Origin of the sequence: Streptomyces sp. CA-146814, assembly GCF_050942385.1 — a bacterium.
Taxonomy (GTDB): domain Bacteria; phylum Actinomycetota; class Actinomycetes; order Streptomycetales; family Streptomycetaceae; genus Streptomyces.
This window is the reverse complement of the sequence record NZ_CP192068.1, coordinates 1980617-2002444: the sequence shown is the minus strand read 5'-3', so window position 1 is coordinate 2002444 and position 21828 is coordinate 1980617. Positions and strand designations below refer to the sequence as shown.

Below are 21828 nucleotides of genomic sequence, written 5' to 3'. Positions count from 1 at the left end.
GGGTTCGGCCTGGGCTGATTCCAGGCCTTGCGTGGGCCTCAGGTGAGTGCGGTGCCGAGGGCGCGGGCGGTACGGCAGCGGAAGACGCTCTCCACGTCGACGGGCCGTCCCAGTTCCGTCTCGATCCGGCCCGCCAGGCGCAGGGCCGTCAGGGAGTCGCAGCCGAGCTCGAACACGTCTTCGTCCGCGCTGACGAAGTCGCGTCCCAGTACCTCCGCGATCAGCTCGCACATCATCTGCTGCCCTGGTTCGGCAGGTGGTGCGGGAGTGTGTTCCAGGAACCGGCCCGTCGGGAGGGCCAGCGCTCCGGGCAGCTCGATCAGCAGTTCCCGTAGACGATCGGCCACCTGCTGCCCGAGCGGTGCGTCGAACAGGTCCGGGCGGTAGCTGATCTCCAGCTCCAGCTGCCGGCCGGGTGCGGCCATCAGCTTGAGCGGATAGTGATAGGCGTCGTGGCCGACGACATCCGTCAGCCGCAAGCCGTTGTCCGGACCGCTCGGCAGGGTCTCGGCGGTCGGGAAGTTCTCGAAGACGACGCAGCTGTCGAACAGGGTCCCCAGTCCCACCGTCCGCTGGATGTCGCTCAGCGGGAGGTAGTGGTACTCGAGAAGTTCGGCGTGCTCGCCCTGGAGGCGTTCGAGCAGTTCGGCCACCGGCTCGGACGGGTCGAGACGCACCCGCACCGGCACCGTGTTGATGAACACCCCGACCATCTCCTCGACGCCGGGGAGTTCGGCCTCCCTGCCCGAGACCGTGGCCCCGAAGGTGATGTCCAGCTGCCCGGTCCGCCGGTGCAGGCACAGCGCCCAGGCGACCCGGACCAGGGTGTTGAGCGTGACACCGTGACGGCGCGAGATGTCGAGCAGCGCGGAGGTGTCCGCCTCGGAGAGGGCGACGACGATCCGCTCCGGAAGGACGCGTATCCGCGCGGTGTCCGTGCCGGGGCAGGCCAGCGTGGGCTCCTTCAGACCCGCCAGCGCCTCCAGCCAGGCCGTACGCGCCTTCTCGCGGTCCTGTTCGGCCAGCCACCGCAGATAGTCGGGGTAGTGGCCGGGCGCGGGCAGCCCGCTCGCGGTGCCGTGGTCGTAGAGAGCGAGCAGGTCGCGCAGCAGCAGCGAAGTGGTCCAGCCGTCGACCAGGAGGTGGTGCATGGTCAGGACGATTCTCTGCCTGTCCTCGCCCAGGCCGACCACGGTGCAGCGCATCAGCGGCGGGTCGGCGGGGTCGAAGCGCCGGTGCCGGTCGGCCGCCAGCACCGCCGCCAGCCGCTCGGCCTGTTCGCGCGGGTCGAGGCCGGCCAGGTCGTGGACGTGCCACGGCATGGCCGTCCGCTCCGGGATCACCTGCACCGGCTCCCCGGACCGCTTCTGCAGGAAGGCTGCCCGCAGCATCGGGTGCCGTTCCAGGAGAGCGTCGCAGGCGCTCCGGAACCGCTCGGCGTGGAGCCGGCCCTCAACCTCCAACGAGATCTGCACGTTGTAGACATCGAGGTCCCGGCTGTCGTACCGGGCGTGGAAGAGCAGCCCTTCCTGGAGCGGCGTCATCGGCAGGGCCTCGACGACCGGCAGGCCGATACGGGCGCCGAGACCGGCGAGCTCGGTGTCGTGCCGGTCGAGCGGTTCTCCGCCCAGCGGCCCGCCCTCCCGTGGCAGGGCGGGCGGCATCGCCTGCCGCGCGACGATGGCCTCCGTGCTCGTCCCGTGCTCCACCAGCGCGCGCAGAGCCGCGAACCAGAGCCGGCCCAGCTCGGCGACGTCCTGGTCGGACAGGAGCCGACGGGCCCACAGCCAGTTGGTGACCAGGCGTGGCCCTTCCGCGCCGTCGCTGACCGCCGCGGTCAGTTCGACGACGTGCGCCATGGGCATACGGGGGTCGGCACCGAGGGGCAGCACATCCGACTCGGGGGCCACGCTCCAGTCGGTGGTCCCCGCACCGCCCTGTCTCCCGAGGTAGTTGTACCCGATCTGGGGTGCGGGGCGGGCCGCCAGCTCGGCGGCAGTCGCCTGGTTCAGGTAGCGCAGCAGACCGAAGCCGGTGCCGCGCCGGGGGATGGCTTCGACCTGGGCCGTGATCCGGCGCACCGCCTCGCCGAGGCGGGCTCCGGCCGGATCGTCGTCCGGCGCCCAGTCGGCGATCCTGGCGTCGACGCGTACCGGGTACAGCGTGGTCAGCCAGCCGACGGTGCCGGACAGGTCGACGTCCTCGGACACGTGTTCGCGGCCGTGGCCCTCGACGTCAACGAGTACGGCGGTGCCATCGCCCTCAGCGGGCGAGCGGTCACGACGCCAGGCGGCGACGGCCACCGCCAGAGCCGTGAGCAGTACCTCGTTCGTGTGGGTGCCGAAGACGGCGGGCACGGTGGTGAGCAGTGGGGCGGTCAGATCCGACGGAAGGGTCAGGGAGAGTTCCCCGGCCGTCGCGTAGACGTCGTGCGACGGGGAGAGTTCCACATCGGCGAGCCTGCCGTCACCCGGCCCCCCTCCTCCGCTGAGAGTCCTCCGCCAGTGGGGCAGCTCGTCCCGCAGGGCGGGCGCTTCCGACGCGGCGTGGAGCAGCAGGCTCCACTCCCGCATCGAGAACGGCACCGGACCGGTCTCCGGGACGGCACCCGCTGCCAGGTCCTGCCAGATGCCGTACAGGTCGGTCAGCAGGATGTGCCAGGAGACCGCGTCGACGGCCAGGTGGTGGACGGTGACGAGCAATCTGCCCTGGACACCCTCGCCGGCGTCGAACCAGGTCACTCTCAGCATGGCACCGGCGCGTGGGGCGAGGGAGTCGGCGTCCTCGCGGGCGCACGCGGCGATCCGCAGACGGACGCCTTCCGGCGCGAGACCCACGACATCCACCCGGCGTACCGAGTTCCGCCAGGTGACCGGGTCCACCGGGTCCAGCGTCAGCGTCCCGTCCTCCCGGAGACGTGCGCGCAGCGACTGATGCCGCTCGGCGAGAGTCCGTACGGCGGCGGCCAGCAGGTCGGCGTCGAGTGCGGCCGGTACCCGGAGCAGTGTCGACTGGTGGTACGCGTCGGTCGTTCCGCCCTGCTCCCGCAGCCAGAGCATGATCGGCGTTGCGGGGATCACGTCCGCCGGCCACTGCGCCACCGGGTCGGCCGCGCCCGAGCCGCCGTCCGCGGACTCCACCGCGCCGGCCGGGCTCACCATGAGGAAGGCGGCGAGAGCGCTCGCGGTGCGGTGGGTGAAGATGTGCTTCGGGGTCAGGCGGAAGCCTGCGGCGCGGGCGCGGACGACGAGTTGGATGGCGGTGATGGAGTCGCCGCCGAGGGCGAAGAAGTCGTCCGCCGCCACGGCGCTGTCCACACCGAGTACCTGGACGAACAGTTCGACGAGAACGGCCTCGACGCTCTCGTCCCGCGCCTGGTCCGCCCGCTGCCGCTGCCCGGACTCGCGCGCTTCGTCCGGGGCCGGCAGCGCGGCCCGGTCCACCTTGCCGTTCGGGCTCATCGGCAGTGCGGGCAGGGTGACGAACACCGAGGGAACCATACTCGCGGGCAGCCGCGCCCCGATCCGGTCCGCCAGCGCGGCAGGGTCCGCGGACGGGTCGGCCGCGGAGACGACATAGGCCACCAACCGCTCGTTCCCGTGCCGGTCCTTCCGTACGGCTGCCGCGGCCTGGGCGACGGCGGGATCAGCCGCGACGACGGTCTCCACCTCGCCCAGTTCGATCCGGAAGCCGCGGACCTTGACCTGGTCGTCGGACCGGCCGCGGTAGACCATGGTGCCGTCGGGCCGCCAGCACGCGATGTCACCGGTGCGGTACATCCGGGAACCGGGCGGGCCGAAGGGGTCGGCGACGAAGCGGGACGCGGAGAGCCCGGGCCGGTTGACGTAGCCGCGGGCGAGCACGTCACCGCCGATGTACAGCTCGGCGGGCAGGCCCGCGGGGACGGGGCGCAGGAAAGCGTCCAGGAGGTAGACACGGGCGTCGGGGACCGGACGGCCGATCGGCACCGCACCCCCCGGCAGCGGATCGCCGGGTTCCAGGCGGTACTCCATGCATCCCACGGTGGCCTCCGTGGGTCCGTACTCGTTCACGATGGTCACGCCCGGGTGGGCCTCACGCCACTGCGCCAGCGCCTCGCCGTTCAGCTGTTCACCGCCCAGGACCAGTTCCCCGGTCGGTGAGTACCAGTCGGACGAAGCCGTCAGCACCGGCAGGTGGCTGGGCGTTGCCTTGACGAAGGTGGGCGGCGGGGTGGCGCCTTCCGGGGCGTCGAAGTCCTCCAGATCGACGATGCGCACCAGACCGCCGGAGGTCAGCGGGCCGAAGATGCCGGTGACGGTGAGGTCGAACGAGGGCGGGGAGTGCACGAGCGCCTGTCCGGCGAGGCCGGGATAGGCGGCGCGGGCGAAGGCGAGGTAGCTGTCGACCGTACGGTGCTCGACGGCGACGCCCTTGGGCCGGCCGGTCGACCCCGAGGTGTAGATGACGTACGCGGCGTCCGCGAGCCGCAGCCGCGCGCCGCGTTCGCTGTCCTCCACGCGGTGCTCGGGCAGGAGTGCCAGCTCCTCCTGGACGGCGGGGTCCGCGAGCGGGACGACCGACGGGTGCGTGATGAACGCCGGGCGGGCGGTGCCGGCGCAGATGACGACGGACGGGGAGGCGTCGTCGAGCATGAACGAGACGCGTTCGGCGGGATAGGAGGGGTCGATCGGCAGGTATCCGGCTCCCGCCTTCAGCGTGCCGAGCAGCGCCACGATCAGGGCCGTCCCGCGCGGCAGCGCCACGGCGACGAAGTCGCCGGGCTTCACCCCGCGGGCCAGCAGCAGCCGTGCCAGCCGGTTCGCCTCCGCGTCGAGCCGGCGGTAGCTGAGCGACCGCTCCCCGTCCGCCACGGCCGGGGCGTCGGGTGTGGCGCGCACCTGGTCTTCGAACCGCTGGGTGAGTGTCGCCGGTACGCGGGCGGGAACGCGACCGGACTCCGCTTGCCGGCCTCCCCAGTCGCCGATCACCTGCTCCCGTTCCTCGTGGGTGAGCAGCGGAACGGCGGCGACCGGTGTCGTGGGCTGTTCGGCGAATGTCCTGAGCAGCAACCTCAGCCGTGAGCCGATCAGTTCGACACGTTCGGCGTCGAACAGGTCGGTGCGGTAGTTGAGTTCGAGCCGCAGGCCGGGGCCGGGGGCGGCGAAGACACTCAAGGGGTAGTGGGTCGATCCGGTGATCTCCTGCTGTCCGGCCGCTTCCTCGTCCCCTTCCAGCGGCGTCACTCGCAGGCCGGCCGGACCGTCCTGTACGGCCTCCCGGTCGAAGGGCGCGTTCCCGAAGCCGGTGGAGGTGTCGAAGAGCGCGCCGAGCCCGGCCAGCCGCTGCACCTCGGCCAGCCCCAGGTGGTGGTGCGGTGCGAGTGCGGCCTGTTCGTTCTGGATCCGGGCGAAGAGAGCGGCCATCGAATCCTGGGGGGCGATCCGTACCCGTACCGGTATCGCGTTCATGAGCAGGCCCACGACCGAGTCGACCCCGGGGAGCTGTGGCGGGCGGCCGTGCACGGTCTGCCCGAAGACCACGTCGTCGCGCCCTGTCAGCAGCGAGAGGAGCAGTGACCAGGCGCCCTGAACAACGGTGTTGAGCGTGAGGCCGTGCTCCCGGGCGGTGGCGGTCAGTGCCTTGGTCGCCTGCTCGGACAGCGTCACGAAGGCCAGCCCGGGCATCGCCTCGGCGAAGGGCGCGCCAGGGGCGACGAGGGTCGGTTCGTCCAGACCGTGCAGAGCGTCGCGCCATGCCTCTTCCGCGGCGGGCCGGTCCTGGCGGGAGAGCCACCGGAGGAAGTCCGAGAAGGGGGTGAGGGGGCCAAGTCCGGCGTCGTCGCCGTCACTCCGGTAGAACGCCAACAGGTCCTGGAGGACGAGTGGCAGAGACCATCCGTCCAGCAGAATGTGATGGTAAGTCATGACGAAGGCGTGCTGGTCGGGCGCCAGACGGATCAGCGCGAACCGCATCAACGGTGGCGCCCCCATCTCGAAGCGGTGCAGCCGCTCGTCCTCGAGGAAGGCCAGCAGCCTCTTCCGCCGCCCGGACTCGGACTCCGCCGACAGATCGAGTTCCGTCCACGGCGTCTCCACGACGCGGCGTACCAACTGCACGGGCTTGCCGTTGGCACGCAGCCGGAAGCCGGCCCGCAGGACGGCATGGCGGCGGAGCGTGGCGGCGCAGGCCGCGCGCAGACGCTCCGCCGAGAGCTCCCCGGCCAGTTCGAAGCCGGCCTGGATGTTGTAGACGTCCACCGTCTCGGAGTCGTACAGCGCGTGGAAGAGCATGCCCTCCTGCAGCGGCGTGAGGGGCAGCGCCATCTCGATCGGCGACTCGGTCGCTTCGTTCACTGTGAGGTCTTCCCCGTGAGCGGTCGGTGGTGGCGGTGACAATGCGGCGGGCGGTGTGCGCAGGGCGCCGGCGCGGCCGACAGCGCGATGCTGCCGCACGGTTCGCATGCGGGGACAGGCAGCCGACCGGCAGCTTTCCCGTCCGCCCTCCGCCCTCAGCGCAGCGTCGTTCCGAGGGCGTCGAGCGCCGCTGGCGCGCCGGTGAAGAGGTAGTCGTGCCCGCCGGGCAGCAGCCGGAGGGAGAACTCGCCTGCCGCGCAGTCCCGCCAGCGCTCCAACTGCGCCCCGCTGATCAGTGGGTCGTCCGCACCGCCGAGGACATGGAGCGGGAAGTCCACCCGCTCCGGCCCGGGCGCCAGGTAGGCCTCTGTGAGGGCGAGGTCGTGGCGGACGGTGCGCAGCGCGTACCGCAAGTACGCCGGATAGCGTGACAGTTCCGAAGGAATGCCGCCGAAGCTGTTCAGCCAGGCGAGCAGCCCGGCGTCGTCCCGGTCCGATACCCGTCGGCGCACGGGGGTGTGCGGCGACCGTGCCGCGGACACCAGCAGTGCGCGTGGCGGGGTCAGGCCGCGCCGCGCGATCCCGACGGCGATCTCATAGCCGAGCAGCGCGCCGAAACTGTGGCCGAAGATCGCGTACGGCAGGTCGAACTCGTCCGAGATGCCGTCGATCACCGCGTCGGCCAGTTCCTCCATGGTCTCCGGCAGCGGGTCCGTGCCGCGTACACCTCGGCCCGGCAGCTCCACCGTCGCGAGCTCCACGCCGGAGGGCGGGGCGAGACGCCACGGGGCGAACGAGGCCGCGCTGCCGCCTGCCTGCGGCAGACAGAACAGCCGCATCCGGGGCCGGGAAGCGCGGACCCGGCCCACGATCCAGGGGCAGTCGTCCTGGGGAGCCGGCGTGCTGCGCGAGCCGGACGGGCTCCCTGAGCGGGTGGGTGGTGCGGCGGCAGTCATGCGCGTCCCGCCCCTTCGGTCGGCCGACGGTCGTGCGGGGCAGCAGCCCCTTCCGGGCATCATGGTTCGGCGGGTGGCAGCGGGCCAGGCATGGGACCGGCAACCGGTCTGCCGCCAAGTTGCCCCACGGGTGCCTGGAGAGCTGTTCCGGGGCGCGTCAGACTCCACGAGCGTCAGTCCTGTTCCGTGCCCGAGGGGTGGACCGTAATCCAATGACCACAGTTCCGGACTCGGCGACCGGCATGGCGGCCGCTCCTGGCGGGTCGGCCACCACGACCGGCTCGGCCGAATCGACCTTCTTCACACTGGACACCGTCACCGCGGACCTCATGGAGGTCGACGCGATGTTCAAGGCATTCTTGAACTGGGACTACGGCCAACGCGACAGCCGGGTGTGGAACCTCTACGAGAAGAACAAGCTCTCGCAGTGGAACGCCACCACCGACATCGACTGGGACCACGAGATCCACTTCGGGTCGGAGATGTCGGAGGAGAGCGGGGGGAGACTCGCGTCCTTCGTCGTCGGCGAGGGAAGTCCCGTGCCCCGCGAACTGCTGACGCAGTTCCGCTGGCAGTACCAGTCGTGGATGTGCAGCCAGTTCCTGCACGGCGAGCAGGGTGCGCTGGTGACCACGGCCCGGCTGGTGGAGACGGTGCCGGACATGGATGCCAAGACCTACGCGGCCTCGCAGGTCGCCGACGAGGCGAGGCATGTCGAGGCGTTCGCCCGCTATGTCGACGAGAAGCTGGGCGATTCCTACCCGATCAACCCCGGGCTCAAGACGTTGCTGCACGATCTGCTGTCGGAATCCCGGTGGGACATCGTCTATCTCGGTATGCAGGTGGTCGTGGAGGGGCTGGCAATCACCGCGCTGCGGCTCGCGAGCAGCGGCTTCGGAGACCCGATCATCCGTCAGATCACCAAGATGGTCGCGAGCGACGAGGCCCGGCACATCGCCTTCGGGGTCACCGCGCTCACCGGCATGTACGGGCAGGTGACCGCCGCCGAGCTGCGTGAGCGCGAGGACTTCCTGCTGGAGGCCATCCAGCTGATGTCGCGCCGGTTCATGCTGCGCGAGGTCTGGGAGCGGATGGACCTCGACGTGGAGAAGGGACTGCTGTTCGCGCGGACGAACCCGATGATGGCCACCTACCGGCAGATGCTGTTCCAGCAGGTCATCCATGTCCTGCGGCAGCTGGACATGCTCTCGGACCGGGTCAAGAGCCTGCTGCTGGCGGAGAACCTGGTGCGTCCCGAGATCATGGCGGTGACGCGCTGATTCCGGGCTCCTCGACCGTCGCGCCGGCGCCGATGCCACCTCGGGTGACATCGGCGCCGGCGTTCCTGCTTCCCTCGCCTGGCTCCCGTCCTACTTCTTCGCCGCGCGGAAGCTGTTGACGACGGCGATCAGGCTCGCGACCAGGACGATCAGGGCCACTCCGGTGTACACCTCGGGCGTCGTGTTGTCGGTGACGTCCGCCAGGAAGTCCGGGTTGAGGAGCTGCCGCTGCTGGAGGATCCAGGCCAGCGGCAGCACGAACACCGCCTGGGCGATGGCGTGCAGGACAGCCAGCCGGCTGGTCCAGCCGTGCGTGACCACGCGGACCAGAGCGAGCACGACGAGGCCGGCGAGCCCGATGAGGATGGGCCAGATCCACCCCGACCACAGGTCCGGGTCGAGTACGGCGATCCGCTCGCCACCGTCGGTCCGGTAGGGCTCGGAGAGCTGCTGCCAGACGGTCAGGCCGAGCAGCAGCGCGTACCAGACCGCCGTCAGGACGGCACCGAAGCCGACCTTCTGGGGCTCACGGGTCTCGGGCAGGTCGTCGGGGGTCCAGTCGGTGGTACGGATGAGAGTCCCCTTCCGGTGGCCGGCGCGCTCGGCGACGGCGAACAGCACGGTGAGTACGGTGACCATCTGGGCGCCGACCGTGAACACCGTCTCGACGCCGGCGCCCACGGCCGCCCCGAGGCCGTTGCCGTCCACGATCTCCAGCAGCACGAACACGGCGGTGAGCACCGGCAGCACGGTGGTCAGCAGGAAGACCAGCAGTCGGATGTAGGTCGGGTAGAGATCGGGGCCGATCAGGGCGAGCGGCCGGTCGGCGTAGCGCGCGGCGTGCCGGATCGGATCGCCCATCTCGCTCAGGACCTCGCGCTCGACCGTCTCGGGACGGGCCGGGTCGCGTGCTTCGATGGTGTCGGCGATGGTGGTGCGCAGCTCGTCGGCGATGTCGTCGCGCTGATCGGCGGGCAGCCGCCTGACGACCTCGTGCACGTAGCGCTCGGTGAGCGTGTTCGTGCTCATCCACTCTCCTTGGTAAGCCGTGAGATCGAGGCGACGAGGTCCTGCCATTCGCGCACCAGTGAGGTGCGTACCCGGGAGCCCTCGGGACTCACCCGGTAGAACTTCCGTGGCCGGGACTCGTCGGTGTTCCATTCGCTCGTGAGCAGGCCTTGCTTCTCGAGTCGGCGCAGCAAGGGATAGAGGGTGTTGCCGTCGACGGTGACACCCGCGTCGTTGAGTGTCTCCAGCAGTGCGTAGCCGTACTGCGGCTTGCGGAGCAGCGCGAGGCAGGCCAGGACGACCGTGCCGCGTCGCAGCTCCTGGGCCTGGCCAAGAGCGATCTCTTCTGTAGCCATGCACTGCACTGTACTGTGCGGCACACACTATTGTCACGCGTACGGTTCGTCCAGGACCGATCAGTCCGCTGCGACCGGCGCCTCCGCCTCCGCCGTCAGCGGTCGGGTCGTCGCGTCGAACTCGCCCGCGCAGAGCGCCTTCCAGATGACTCTCCGGCGTGGCTTTCCGCTCGACGTGACCGAGACACCGCCACGGGGCAGCTCGACCATGTGGAGCTCCGCGTCGCCGAGCCACTCGGAGAGAACCTCGTGGGCGGCCTCCCGCCAGCCGGGCCGCACGCCGCCGAACACCGCCACGCCGGTCGGTATCCCGTCGCGTACCCCCAGCAGGACGGCGACGCGCCGCTCGGGAATGCCCCGGTGGTGCAGCAGGGCCTCCAGGCTCTCGGCGAAGACCATCTTCCCGTTCACCTTCAGCCCGTCGCCGAGCCGGCCGATCACGAAGAGCTGCCCGTCCCGGAGGAAGCCGGCGTCACCAGTGGCGAGGCCCCCGTCATCGACGCTGGTACCTGAGGCGGACCCGGTGGTACCGATGTACCCGCTCGCGATCGACACCCCGGTGACGACGATCTCGCCGACCCGTCCGTCCGGCAGTTCCTCACCTTCCTCGGACAGGATCCGCACTGTCCTGCCCTCCAGCGGGCGGCCGCAGCCGACTACCGCCGCTCCGGCGAGAGACGCCGCGTCTCCGGCGTCCGGTGCCTGCGCCGACCAGCCCTCGCCGGGGGCCAGACCCGTCACCGCGAGGGTCGCCTCGGCGCTGCCGTACGCGGGGAGCAGCGCGCCGCGGTCGAGACCGTGCGGCCCCAGCAGCGCGTGGAAGTCCTCCAGCACCTGCCGGTCGACCCGCTCCGCGCCGATGATCACGCACCGGACCGAGTCGAAGCGCAGCTCCCGCAGGTCGGCCGGTCTCACCCGGCGAAGGATGTACGCCAGCCCGAAGTTGGGCATCGCCGTCATGACGGCGCCCTGGTCGCTGATGCAGCGCAGATACCGCAGCGGCGAGCGGATGAAGTCGTCCGGCTGCATCATCCAGCCGTCGAAACCGGTGACGACGACGTTCAGCAGGAAGCCGACGAGACCCATGTCGTGGTGGACCGGCAGCCAGCTGATCGCCGGGTACTGGGGCGCGCAGCCCAGCCACTGCCCCATGCCGGCGAGATTGGTCCGCAGCGCGTCGGCGGAGATCAGCACGCCGCGCGAGAAGCCACTGGACCCGGAGGTGAACTGGATCAACGCGGTCTCCGGCAGCGGCATCGGCCGCTCCAACGGCTCTGCCCCGGCGACGAGTTCGTCGAAGGCGACCGGCTCCTGGAGCCCCAGTCCGCTCGCGACCTTACGGATCTGCTCCAGCGACTCGTCGTCGCAGACGGTGAACCGGGGCGCGGCCGTCGCGAACAGATGGCTCGCGTGCTTCTCGTACTCGTCGGCACGCTGGAAGGCGAAGGGCGGCGGGATGGAGCACGGCGTCGCGCCGGCCGCGAGCGCGCCGAAGAACCCGGCGACGAAGCCCGGGCTGGAGCGCAGCACCAGGGCGACCACGTCGCCCTGCCCGACCCCCTGCGCCCGCAGGGCGGCGGCGGTTCTCAGCACCAGCGCGGCCAGATCACGGTAGGACCAGAAGTCCCATCCGTCGGCGGAGTCCGCGTAGTACAGGCCGCGTTCGGTGGACGGCTGGTCCAGCCAATCGAGCAGGCCTCGGTTCCGGTCTCCCAACGTCCCTGTCCTCTCCCATGGTTCACGGCACTTCCGGCACACGCGAGGCGTGGCGCCGTGCCCGGCTCGCCGCAGCATCACCCGCCTCCCGTACGAGAACCAGGCAAGCGGCCGGTAACTCGGCCCGGTCCGGGCGGCATTTCGACCAGCGCCGCTGATTGCCGGTTCGGTTGCCTGGTTACCACACGGACGGGCGATGCAGCATCGTCGCGAGATCCGGGCCTCCAGGCTCGCGGGGATGCACGAGAGAGCGGTTACGACCCGATGACTTCACGCGCCGAGAACGGTCTGCTGCCGCTGACGGCGGCCCAGCGGGGGGTGTTCTTCGCCCAACGGCTCGACCCCGCCAACCCGGCCTACAACACCATGGTCGCCATGGAGGTGCGCGGGCCGCTGGACGGCGGGCTGCTCCAGCGCGCGATCCGCCGGGCCGAGGGGGAGAGCGGAAGCTTCGACGTCGAACTGGTGGAGCGGCCGGACGGTACGTACCAGCGGCCGGTCGCACCCGGCTGTTCGACCTGGCAGGAGTACGACTTCAGCGACGAGCCGGACCCCCTCGCCGCCGCGCGGACGCTGATCGACCGCGACCGCGCGACCGCGCTCGACCTGGAGAAGGACGCGCTGTCGGCGCACATCCTGATACGGGTCGGAGCCGATCACCACGTCTGGTACCAGCGCAGCCACCACATCCTGTCCGACGCCTTCGGGTCGGTGCTGCACTCGCGCCGGATCTCCGCGTGCTACGAGGCGCTGGCCACCGGGACGGAACCCGACGGTGAACCGCTGGGCCGGCTCCAGGACCTGCTGGCGGACGAGAGCGCCTACCGTGCGTCGGCGGACTACACCGCCGACCGGGCGTACTGGGCCGGCATCTTCGCCGACCGGCCCGAGACGGCCGGTCTGGCGCCAGGAGCACCGACGACCGCGGCGGGTATGGCGATCGCCACGACGACAGTGCTTCCACCGGACGGACTGCGGGCGCTGCACACCGCCGGGCGGGCCGCCCGCACTCCCTGGACGGTGCCGATGCTGGCGGCCGTCGCCGCCTATCTGCACGGGATGACGGGGGCTCAGGACCTGACGATCGGGGTGCCCACCACCGCGCGGCTCGGGGCCAGGTCGCAGAACGTGCCCGGGATGCTGTCGAACACGCTTCCGCTGCGGATCACCGTCGACCCGGCGGCCGACCGCGCCCAACTGGTGCGGCAGGTCGCGCGGCGTCTGGGGGAACTGCTCACCCATCAGCGCTACCCGTACGACGAACTCCGGCGTGACCTGCGCATGCTCGGCACCAATGAGCAGCTGTTCGGGGTGCTCGTGAACATCATGCCGTCGGGGTCCGAGACCGCATTCACCGGGCGCGAGGCCGAGGTCATGGCCCTGTCCGGCGGGCCCGTCACCGACCTCAACATCACCTGCCACCCCGATCCGGGCGGCCGGGGCATGCGCATCGAGTTCGAGGCCAACCCCGACCGGTACGGCCTCGCCGAACTCCGCACACACCAGAACCGGTTCACGGACTTCCTCTCCCGCTTCCTCGCCGGCCCCGCAGACGTGCCGCTCGCCCGCCTCGATGTCCTGACCGCGGCGGAACGCACCCGGGCACTCGCCGCGGGCAGCCCCGGGCAGGACGTGGAACCCGTCGTCCCGCGTACCTTTCCGCAGCTGTTCGAGGAGCAGGTCAGGCGGACCCCGCACGCCTGCGCCGTGCTCTCCCCGACCGAATCCCTCGACTACGCGGCGCTCAACGTCCGTGCCAACCGGCTGGCAAGGGTGCTGGTCGGGCAAGGTGCCGGCCCCGAGCGGCTGGTGGCGGTCGCCCTCCCGCGCGGCGGTGCCGCCCTGACCGCCACGGTGGCGGTGCTGAAGTCCGGCGCGGCCTGTCTCCCGGTCGACCTCGACTACCCGCGGTCCCGGGTCACCGCCATGCTCGACGACACCGCACCGCTGCTGCTGCTCACGACCCGCGCCGCCGACGACGCCACGCTCGCCTCCGAGGTGCCGCGCCTGTACCTGGACGAGGCGGCCGCTCCCGTCGACCACCCGCCGGCGGACGGCGACACCGACGGCGGCGATCTCGACGACCGGGACCGCCGCACGTCCCTGCGCCTCACCCACCCGGCGTACGTCATCTACACCTCGGGGTCGACCGGCAGGCCCAAGGGCGTCGTCGTCACGCACACCGGCCTCGCCGCGCTGACGCGCCACCAGAGCGACCTGCTGCGCCTGACCCCCCGGACCCGCGTACTCCAGTTCTCCTCGCCCAGCTTCGACGCCTCCGTATGGGAGCTGTGTGCGGCGCTCCTCACCGGCGCCGCCGCGGTGGTCGCGCCGGCCGAACGGCTCACGCCGGGGCCACCACTGGCCGAGCTCGTCGCCGAACTCGGCGTCGACTGCCTGCTGCTGGCCCCGTCCACGCTGGCGGCCGTGCCGGCCGGGGGGCTTCCGGACGGCATCAACCTGGTCGTCGGCGCCGAGGCGTGCCCGCCAGACCTGGTCGCACGATGGTCGCCCGGCCGGCACATGGTCAACGCCTACGGCCCCACCGAGTCGACGGTCATCGCGACCCAGACCGGCGCGCTGTCCGGGCGGACCGTCCCGCCCATGGGCCGCGCCGTCCCCGGCACCCGCGTCCGGCTGCTCGACGACGCGCTGCGACCGGTGCCGCCCGGAGTGGCGGGCGAGGTGTATCTGAGCGGCGACGGGCTCGCCCGCGGCTACCTCGGCCGACCCGGAACCACCGCGGAACGTTTCGTCGCCGACCCCTTCGGCGCGCCCGGCACCCGGATGTACCGGACGGGAGACGTGGCACGGCGGTCGGAGAGCGGCGAGCTGTCCTACCTGGGCCGTGCCGACAGCCAGGTCAAGGTTCGAGGCTTCCGCATCGAGCTCGGCGAGGTCGAGAGCGTTCTCGCCGAGGCACCCGGAGTCGACCGGGCCGTTGCGGCCGTCCGCGAGGACCGGCCGGGCCACCGGCACCTGGTGGCCTATGTGTCCCCGGCGGCCTCCGGTGAGCGGCCGGATGCGGGGGCGTTGCGTGAGTTCGTGGCGGGGCGGTTGCCGGAGTACATGGTTCCGGCGGTGGTGATGGTGGTGGAGTCGTTCGCTCTGACGCCGAACGGGAAGGTGGACCGGGGGGCGTTGCCGGTGCCGGAGTTCCGGGCGGCGGAGGTGTACCGGGCTCCGGTCACCGAGCGGGAGCTGGTGTTGCACGAGGTGTTCGCGGAGCTGCTGGGGCAGCCGCGTATCGGTGTCGACGACAGCTTCTTCGATCTCGGCGGCGACTCCATCATCGCCGTACAGGTGGCGTCCGGGGCCCATCGGGCCGGCCTCGCCATCGCCGTCAAGGACGTCTTCGTCCACAAGACCATCGCCAAGCTCGCCGAGGCGGCCGAGGACGCCGGCGAGCGGGCCGCGACCCCCCGTGCCGGGAGCCTGGTGCGGATCGACGCGGAAGAACTCGACGAGCTCGAAGCCCAGTGGGGGACAGCACTGTGAGACAGACATCCCTGGAAGCGGTCCTGCCGCTCTCGCCGTTGCAGCAGGGCATTCTCTTCCACGCCCTCTACGAGGAGGGACAGGCCGACGGCGGGAACATCGACTTCTACAACGTCCAGACGCCGCTGGAGCTGACCGGGGCACTCGACACCGACCTGCTGCGTGCCTCCTGCGGCGCGCTGGTCGGCCGGCACGCGAGCCTGCGGGCAGGATTCCTGCGCCGCCGCTCGGGCGAGGCCGTCCAAGCCGTCGCGCGGGTGGTCGAGCCGCCGTGGGAGGAGATCGACCTCTCCGGCTTCGGCCAGGAGGAACTGAGGCCACGCCTCTCCCGGCTGCTCACCGAGGAGCGCGCGAGGCGCTTCGACATGGCGAAGCCGCCGCTGCTCCGGTTCACGCTGATACGGCTCGCACCTGACCGGCACATCCTGCTGATCACCAACCACCACATCCTGATGGACGGCTGGTCGCTTCCCCTGATCCTCGGCGACCTGTTCCGCATCTACGGTGACGGCGGCACGGCGGATCGGCTGGAGCCGACGGTGCCCTTCCAGGACTATCTCGGCTGGGTCGGCGAGCAGGACAGGGACCAGGCCGAGCGGGCCTGGAGGGGCGTGCTCTCGGGGGTCGACGGCGCCACGCTCGTCGCGGACGGGACAGGCACCGGCTCCTCGGACCGGGGACAGCGGCGCGTCGTGGCGGAGCTGTCCGAGCGGACCGCGGCGGAACTCACCGCCCTGGCCCGGAGCCGCGAACTCACCATCAACACCCTGGTCCAGGGCGCCTGGGCGCTGTTGCTGACCGAGCTGACCGGGCGCCAGGACGTCGTCTACGGGAACACCGTCGCCGGCCGCCCGCCGGAGCTGCCCGGCAGCGACCGCATGGTGGGCCTGATGATGAACACCGTGCCCGCCCGGGTCCGGATCGACCCGGCAGAACCGGTGGCGGACCTGCTGGCCCGTATCCAGCACGACCACACGGTCGTGATGGGTCACGAATACCTCGGCCTCGCCGAGATCCACCGCGCCGTAGGCGCCACCGAACTCTTCGACACCACCGTCGCCTTCGAGAACGTTCCCGTGGAACGGGCCGTCCAGGGCGCCTCGGTGCCCGGGCTCGACGTCGGCCTTCTGCGGGACGCCGTCGACGAGGCGTTCGAGGGCACCCACTACCCGCTGAGCCTGGCCGTCCACCCCGGCAGCCGGCTCCGCTTCGAACTCAACTACCGCGAGGACGTCTACAGCGCCGATACCGCGAGCGGCGTACTGCGGCGCCTGACCGGTCTGCTGGAGGACATCGCCGCCCGGCCCGACGAGCCGGCCGGGCGGCTCCCCGCGCGGACGGACGCCGAGCGGCGCGAGATCCTGCGCGAGGCGAGCGGACACGCCGTCGAGCGGCCGGCCGGGACGCTGCCCGGTCTGTTCGAGGCACAGGTCCGTGCGACGCCCGACGCGGTGGCCGTCACGGACGGCACGACCAGCCTCACCTTCGGCCTGCTCAACGCCGACGCCAACCGCCTGGCCCGGCTGCTCGCATCCCGTGGCGTGGGACCGGGCGACATCGTCGGTGTCGCCGTGCCGCGCTCCACGGACGCCGTGGTGGCGATCCTGGCCGTCCTCAAGTCGGGCGCGGCGTACCTGCCCATCGACATCGACCACCCCGCCGAGCGCATCGCGGCGATCTGCGCGGAGGCCCGACCGGCTCTCGTCCTGGCTTCCGTCGCCACGGCGGGCGACGTACCCGCATCGGTGCCGGCGCTGCTGCTCGACGAGACCCTTCCGCCCGCGGACGGCACGGACCTCGACGACGACGACCGCACCGGTGCGCTGCTGCCCGCCCACCTCGCGTACGTCATCTACACCTCGGGCTCCACGGGGCGCCCCAAGGGTGTGGCCGTGGAACACCGCAACCTGGCCAACATGTTCCACAGCCACCGGGTGAACTTCTTCGAACCCGAGCGGGCGAGGGCGGGCGGCCGGCCGCTTCGTGCCGCGCTCACCAACTCGCTCGGCTTCGACGCCTCCTGGAGCCAGCTCCTGTGGATGGTCGCCGGACACGAGTTGCACATCGTCGGTGACACCGTGCGCAAGGATTCTCTGGCACTCGTCCGCCACGCGGGACAAGCACGGATCGACGTCCTCGACACCACCCCCTCCGTCGCACGGCAGATGCTCGACGCGGGCATGTTCGAAGCGGCGGGGGAGCGGCACCGCGTGCGGGTCCTCGCGCTCGGCGGCGAGGAGGTGGGCGACGACCTATGGGCCGAACTCCACGCCGTACCCGGCTTGTCGGTCTACAACCTCTACGGCCCCGCCGAGTGCACGGTCGACGCGATGCTCTGGCACCCCGGCGGCTCGCCCGGTGCGGCGGCGGACGCGCCCGCCATCGGTGTCCCCGCCGACAACACCCGGGTCTATCTCCTGGACGCGTTCCTGCGGCCGGTGCCGGCCGGGGTCGTCGGCGAGCTGTACATCGCCGGTGACGGGGTCGCCCGCGGGTATCTCGGCCGCCCGGGCCTGTCGGCGGAGCGCTTCGTGGCCGACGTGTTCGGCCCGGCGGGCGCCCGGATGTACCGCACCGGCGACCTGGGGCGCCGCCGGCCCGACGGTGTCGTGGAATACCGCGGCCGGTCCGACTTCCAGGTCAAGGTACGCGGCCACCGCATCGAACTCGGCGAGATCCAGGCCGTTCTGGCCGACCACCCCTCGGTGGGCCAGGCGGTCGCGGCGGTGTCCGCCGACGCCGAGGGCGTACGGCGGATCGTCGGGTACGTACGGGCGGCCTCCGGTGAGCGGCCGGATGCGGGGGCGTTGCGTGAGTTCGTGGCGGGGCGGTTGCCGGAGTACATGGTTCCGGCGGTGGTGATGGTGGTGGAGTCGTTCGCTCTGACGCCGAACGGGAAGGTGGACCGGGGGGCGTTGCCGGTGCCGGAGTTCCGGGCGGCGGAGGTGTACCGGGCTCCGGTCACCGAGCGGGAGCTGGTGTTGCACGAGGTGTTCGCGGAGGTGCTGGGGCAGCCGCGTATCGGTGTCGACGACAGCTTCTTCGATCTCGGCGGCGACTCCATCATCTCGATGCAGCTCGCGGCCCGCGCTCACCGCGCCGGCCTCGCCGTCACCGTGAAGGACGTCTTCGTCCACAAGACCATCGCCAAGCTCGCCGAGGCGGCCGAGGACATCGAGGAGAACGGTCCCACGGGGGCGGACAGCTCCGGCGCCGGGCCGCTGCTCGCGCTGGACGACGCCGAACGGGCGGAGATCACCGCCGACGGACACGAGCTGACCGGCGTACTGCCTCTCACCCCGCTCCAGCAGGGCATGCACTTCCACGCCCTGCTGGCCGCCGACGGCATCGACGTCTACACCGCCCAGGCACCCGCACGGCTGGAGGGACCACTCACGCCCGCCGTGCTGCGCAAAGCGTTCGACGCCGCTCTGGCCCGCCACACCGCGCTGCGCGTTTCCTTCCGGCTCCTGGCATCGGGCCGTTCCGTCCAGGTGGTGCACGACGGCCTGCGCGTCCCGTGGCGGGAGATCGATCTCTCCGGTCACGGTGAGGACGAACGCCGCCGGCGACTGGCGGAGCTGGTCGACGAGGACCGCGTCACCCGCTTCGACCTCACCGCCCCTCCGCTGATGCGGGTCACCCTGGTCCGGCTCGGAACCGACGACCATGCCCTGCTGACCTCCTACCACCACGCCCTGCTCGACGGATGGTCGCTGCCGCTGTTCTTCCGTGACGTCTTCTCCCTCTACGCCCGCGGCGGAGCCGACACGGGCCGGCCGGTGGCACAGTTCACCGGCTTCCTCGGCTGGCTCACCCGCCAGGACGATGAGGGGGCGACGCGGGCCTGGAGCGAGGCCCTGGCCGGTATCGACGAACCGACCCTGGTCGCCCCGGGCGCCGACGCGGCCACCGCTACCGTGCCCCACCTGGTCACGGAGGCCCTGGACGCGGAGGGGACGGACGCGCTCACCGCCGCGGCGCGCGGCGCGGGCCTGACGCTCAACACGGTCGTCCAAGGAGCCTGGGCGGTGGCACTCGGCCACCAACTGGGACGGGACGACGTCGTGTTCGGTGCGACGACCGCCGGGCGCCCACCGGAACTGGCCGGCGTCGAGGACATCGTCGGCCTGTTCATGAACACCGTCGCCGTACGGGTACGGCTGGACCCCGCACGATCGCTCGACCAGATCCTGACCGACCTCCAGTCGCGCCAGGCCGAGCTGCGCCCGTACCACCATGTCGGGCTCCCCGACGTACAGCGGGCTCTGGGACTGGGGGAGCTCTTCGACACCGTCATCGGCTTCGAGAACACCCCCTTCGACGGGGCGGCCATCCAGGAGCAGGTCCCGGGCCTGCGGATCTCCCTCGACGAGGAGCCCGTACCCGGCGCTTCGCACTATCCGCTCAGCCTGGTCGTCATGCCCGACGAGCGTCTCAGCCTCGAACTCAGCTATCGTGCGGACCTGTTCACGGCCGAGGCGGCCGGCGCGCTGTTGGCCCGGGTGCGCAAGATCCTCGACTGCTTCGTGCACGACCGGACCGTACCTCTGGGCCGGATCGACCTGCTCACGGACCGGGAACGCGGTCAGCTCCTGGCCGCGGCGGAAGGGGCGGCCCACGAGCGGACGGCGACCTTCCCGGAGCTCTTCGAGGAGCACGTACGGGCCACACCCGACGCCGTCGCGGTGTACGACCACGAGCTGGCCCTCACCTACGGGAAACTCGATGTCCAGGCCAACCGGCTCGCACGCGCGCTGGTGGACCGGGGCATCGGCCCGGAGTGTGTCGTGGCGATCGCGATGCCGAAGTCGGCACGGTTCGTCCTCGCTGTGCTGGCGGTCCTCAAGGCCGGCGCGGCCTATCTTCCGCTGGACCTCGGCTACCCGCCGGACCGGCTCCGCTACCTGATCGGTGACGCGCGGCCGGATCTCGTCCTCACCACCGGTGAGGGAGCGGCGGTCATGGCCGAGGCCGGTGCGGGGAAGGTGCTGTGCCTGGACGGGCCTGGGCCGGATGCCGGGAACGTCACCGAACTCCTGGACCCGGAAGCGGAGCTGACCGCAGGTCGGTCCGGGGCGACTCTCACCGACGCCGACCGGATCGCGCCGCTGCGGCCCGCGAACGCCGCCTATCTGATCTACACCTCCGGGTCGACGGGCCGCCCCAAGGGCGTGGTGGTGTCCCACCTCGGGATCGCCGCTCTGATCGCCCAGCAGCGTGTCGCGCTCGCGCTCCGTCCGCAGGAGCGGGTGCTGCTGTTCGCCTCGCCGAGCTTCGACGCGTCAGTGTGGGAACTGGCCACGGCGCTCCTGACCGGGGCGAGTGCGGTGACCGCGGACCCCGACGAGCTGCTCCCCGGGCCGGCCTTGGCACGGACCGTGGCGCGCCACGGTGTGACCGCGCTCCTCCTGCCGCCGTCCTCGCTCGCCGTACTGCCCGAGGACGCCCTGCCCCACGGGGTCACCCTCGTCGTGGGCGGCGAGGCGTGCCCGCCGGACCTGGTCGCACGCTGGTCGGCCGGGCGCCGCATGGTCAACGCGTACGGTCCCACCGAGGCGACCGTCATCGCGACGATGAGCCGCCCGCTGTCCGGGCGGACCGCTCCGCCGATGGGCGGGCCGGTCGTCGGCGCCCGGGTCCATGTGCTGGACGGCTCCCTGCGGCCGACGCCCGTCGGGGTGGCGGGTGAGCTCTACCTGGCGGGCCAGGGCCTCGCCCGCGGCTATCTGCGGCGGTCCGGGCTCACCGCGGAGCGTTTCGTGGCCGACCCGTTCGGACCGCCGGGCGCGCGGATGTACCGTTCGGGCGACGTGGCGCGGCGCACGGCGGACGGGGGCCTGGAGTACCTGGGCCGCGTCGACGAGCAGGTCAAGATACGCGGCTTCCGTATCGAACCGGGTGAGGTCGAAGCGGTGCTCGCCGCCGACCCCTCGGTGGGGCAGACCGTCGTGGTCGTACGGGAGGACACCCCCGGCTCACCACGCCTGGTGGCGTACGCGGCCCCGGTGGGGACCGGCCCGCTCGACCCGGCTGCGCTCCGTGAACGCGTCGCCGCCGTGCTGCCGGAACACATGGTGCCCGTGGCCGTCGTCGCCCTCGACCGACTGCCGGTGACGCCGAGCGGCAAGCTCGACCGCGCTGCTCTGCCCGCTCCCGACTTCTCCGGAGCCGGCGGCGGCCGGGCACCGCGGACCGAGCGCGAGAAGCTGCTGTGCGCGTTGTTCGAGAAGGCACTCGGCACGGAGGGCGTCGGCATCGACGACAGCTTCTTCGACCTGGGGGGGGACTCGATCGTCTCGATCAAGCTCGTCACGATGGCCTATGCGGAGGGCCTGGACATCGCCCCGCGCGACGTGTTCGCCCACAAGACCGTGGCGGCGCTCGCCACCGCGGTCAAGGATCTCGTTCCGGCGGCGGACGCCGATGAGGCCGACTCGCAGGAACCGCTGATCACCCTGGACCAGAGCGAACTCGACGAGTTCGCCGAGGACTGGCGGTAGCCGGCCCCTCGCACATGGGGCCGACGCACCACCGAACACGCACCACCGCACCGAGCGCGATCACCGGACCACGAAAGGCCTGGACCCTGCCAGGCCGGTCCGGTGCGCACCACCACGCGGCCTGGCCACCGGCGCGGACCGCACAGGACCGAACGACGGACGACCCGAGCGGTCAC

The 21828-nt window shown here is 71.7% G+C and carries 8 protein-coding genes; 3 read left to right on the top strand and 5 right to left on the bottom strand.

All coding sequences use genetic code 11. From position 1 onward, the window contains the following. Window positions 1-38: 38 nt before the first annotated feature. Together ACQP09_RS08900 and ACQP09_RS08895 are read right to left on the bottom strand one after the other, a co-directional pair. Entirely contained in the window at window positions 39-6335 is a 6297-nt protein-coding gene (locus ACQP09_RS08900) for an amino acid adenylation domain-containing protein (RefSeq protein ID WP_433397379.1), read from the bottom strand. Between the two features lie 155 nt (window positions 6336-6490). After that, window positions 6491-7291, bottom strand: a complete 801-nt coding sequence (locus tag ACQP09_RS08895; protein WP_433397377.1) for a thioesterase II family protein — start codon at window positions 7289-7291, stop codon at window positions 6491-6493. A 212-nt stretch (window positions 7292-7503) separates the two neighbouring features. Here ACQP09_RS08895 and ACQP09_RS08890 point away from each other — a divergent pair, with 212 nt between their 5' ends. Beyond that, window positions 7504-8571, top strand: a complete 1068-nt coding sequence (locus ACQP09_RS08890) for a diiron oxygenase (protein ID WP_433397375.1) — start codon at window positions 7504-7506, stop codon at window positions 8569-8571. Between the two features lie 90 nt (window positions 8572-8661). On the opposite strand, the gene ACQP09_RS08885 is transcribed toward ACQP09_RS08890, so the two are convergent. The 3 genes from ACQP09_RS08885 to ACQP09_RS08875 are packed head-to-tail and all read right to left on the bottom strand — an operon-like array spanning window position 8662 to window position 11651. Further along, the gene (locus tag ACQP09_RS08885) at window positions 8662-9600 is read right to left on the bottom strand and encodes an HAAS signaling domain-containing protein (protein ID WP_433397373.1); all 939 of its coding nucleotides are present in this window, start codon (window positions 9598-9600) and stop codon (window positions 8662-8664) included. After that, window positions 9597-9935 carry a PadR family transcriptional regulator gene (locus tag ACQP09_RS08880; protein ID WP_433397371.1) on the bottom strand — a complete coding sequence of 113 codons (339 nt, stop codon included), beginning with the start codon at window positions 9933-9935 and terminating at the stop codon, window positions 9597-9599. Before ACQP09_RS08880 ends, ACQP09_RS08885 begins: the two co-directional genes overlap by 4 nt. Before the next feature lie 60 nt (window positions 9936-9995). Further along, window positions 9996-11651: an AMP-binding protein gene (locus ACQP09_RS08875; protein WP_433397369.1), complete on the bottom strand. Its 1656-nt coding sequence runs from the start codon at window positions 11649-11651 to the stop codon at window positions 9996-9998. Window positions 11652-11915: 264 nt separating this feature from the next. Between ACQP09_RS08875 and ACQP09_RS08870 the strand changes: the two genes are divergently transcribed. Together ACQP09_RS08870 and ACQP09_RS08865 are read left to right on the top strand one after the other, a co-directional pair. Continuing rightward, the gene (locus ACQP09_RS08870) at window positions 11916-15149 is read left to right on the top strand and encodes an amino acid adenylation domain-containing protein (RefSeq protein WP_433397367.1); all 3234 of its coding nucleotides are present in this window, start codon (window positions 11916-11918) and stop codon (window positions 15147-15149) included. Next, entirely contained in the window at window positions 15146-21652 is a 6507-nt protein-coding gene (locus tag ACQP09_RS08865; protein ID WP_433397365.1) for an amino acid adenylation domain-containing protein, read from the top strand. The genes ACQP09_RS08870 and ACQP09_RS08865 overlap by 4 nt, the downstream gene beginning before the upstream one ends. Window positions 21653-21828: the final 176 nt, after the last annotated feature.

What these genes read in the sequence shown, in the direction of transcription:
- ACQP09_RS08895 (WP_433397377.1), bottom strand. Translation starts at nt 7,291, where the DNA reads ATGACTGCCGCCGCACCACCCACCCGCTCAGGGAGCCCGTCCGGCTCG.
- ACQP09_RS08890 (WP_433397375.1), top strand. Translation starts at nt 7,504, where the DNA reads ATGACCACAGTTCCGGACTCGGCGACCGGCATGGCGGCCGCTCCTGGC.
- ACQP09_RS08885 (WP_433397373.1), bottom strand. Translation starts at nt 9,600, where the DNA reads ATGAGCACGAACACGCTCACCGAGCGCTACGTGCACGAGGTCGTCAGG.
- ACQP09_RS08880 (WP_433397371.1), bottom strand. Translation starts at nt 9,935, where the DNA reads ATGGCTACAGAAGAGATCGCTCTTGGCCAGGCCCAGGAGCTGCGACGC.
- ACQP09_RS08870 (WP_433397367.1), top strand. Translation starts at nt 11,916, where the DNA reads ATGACTTCACGCGCCGAGAACGGTCTGCTGCCGCTGACGGCGGCCCAG.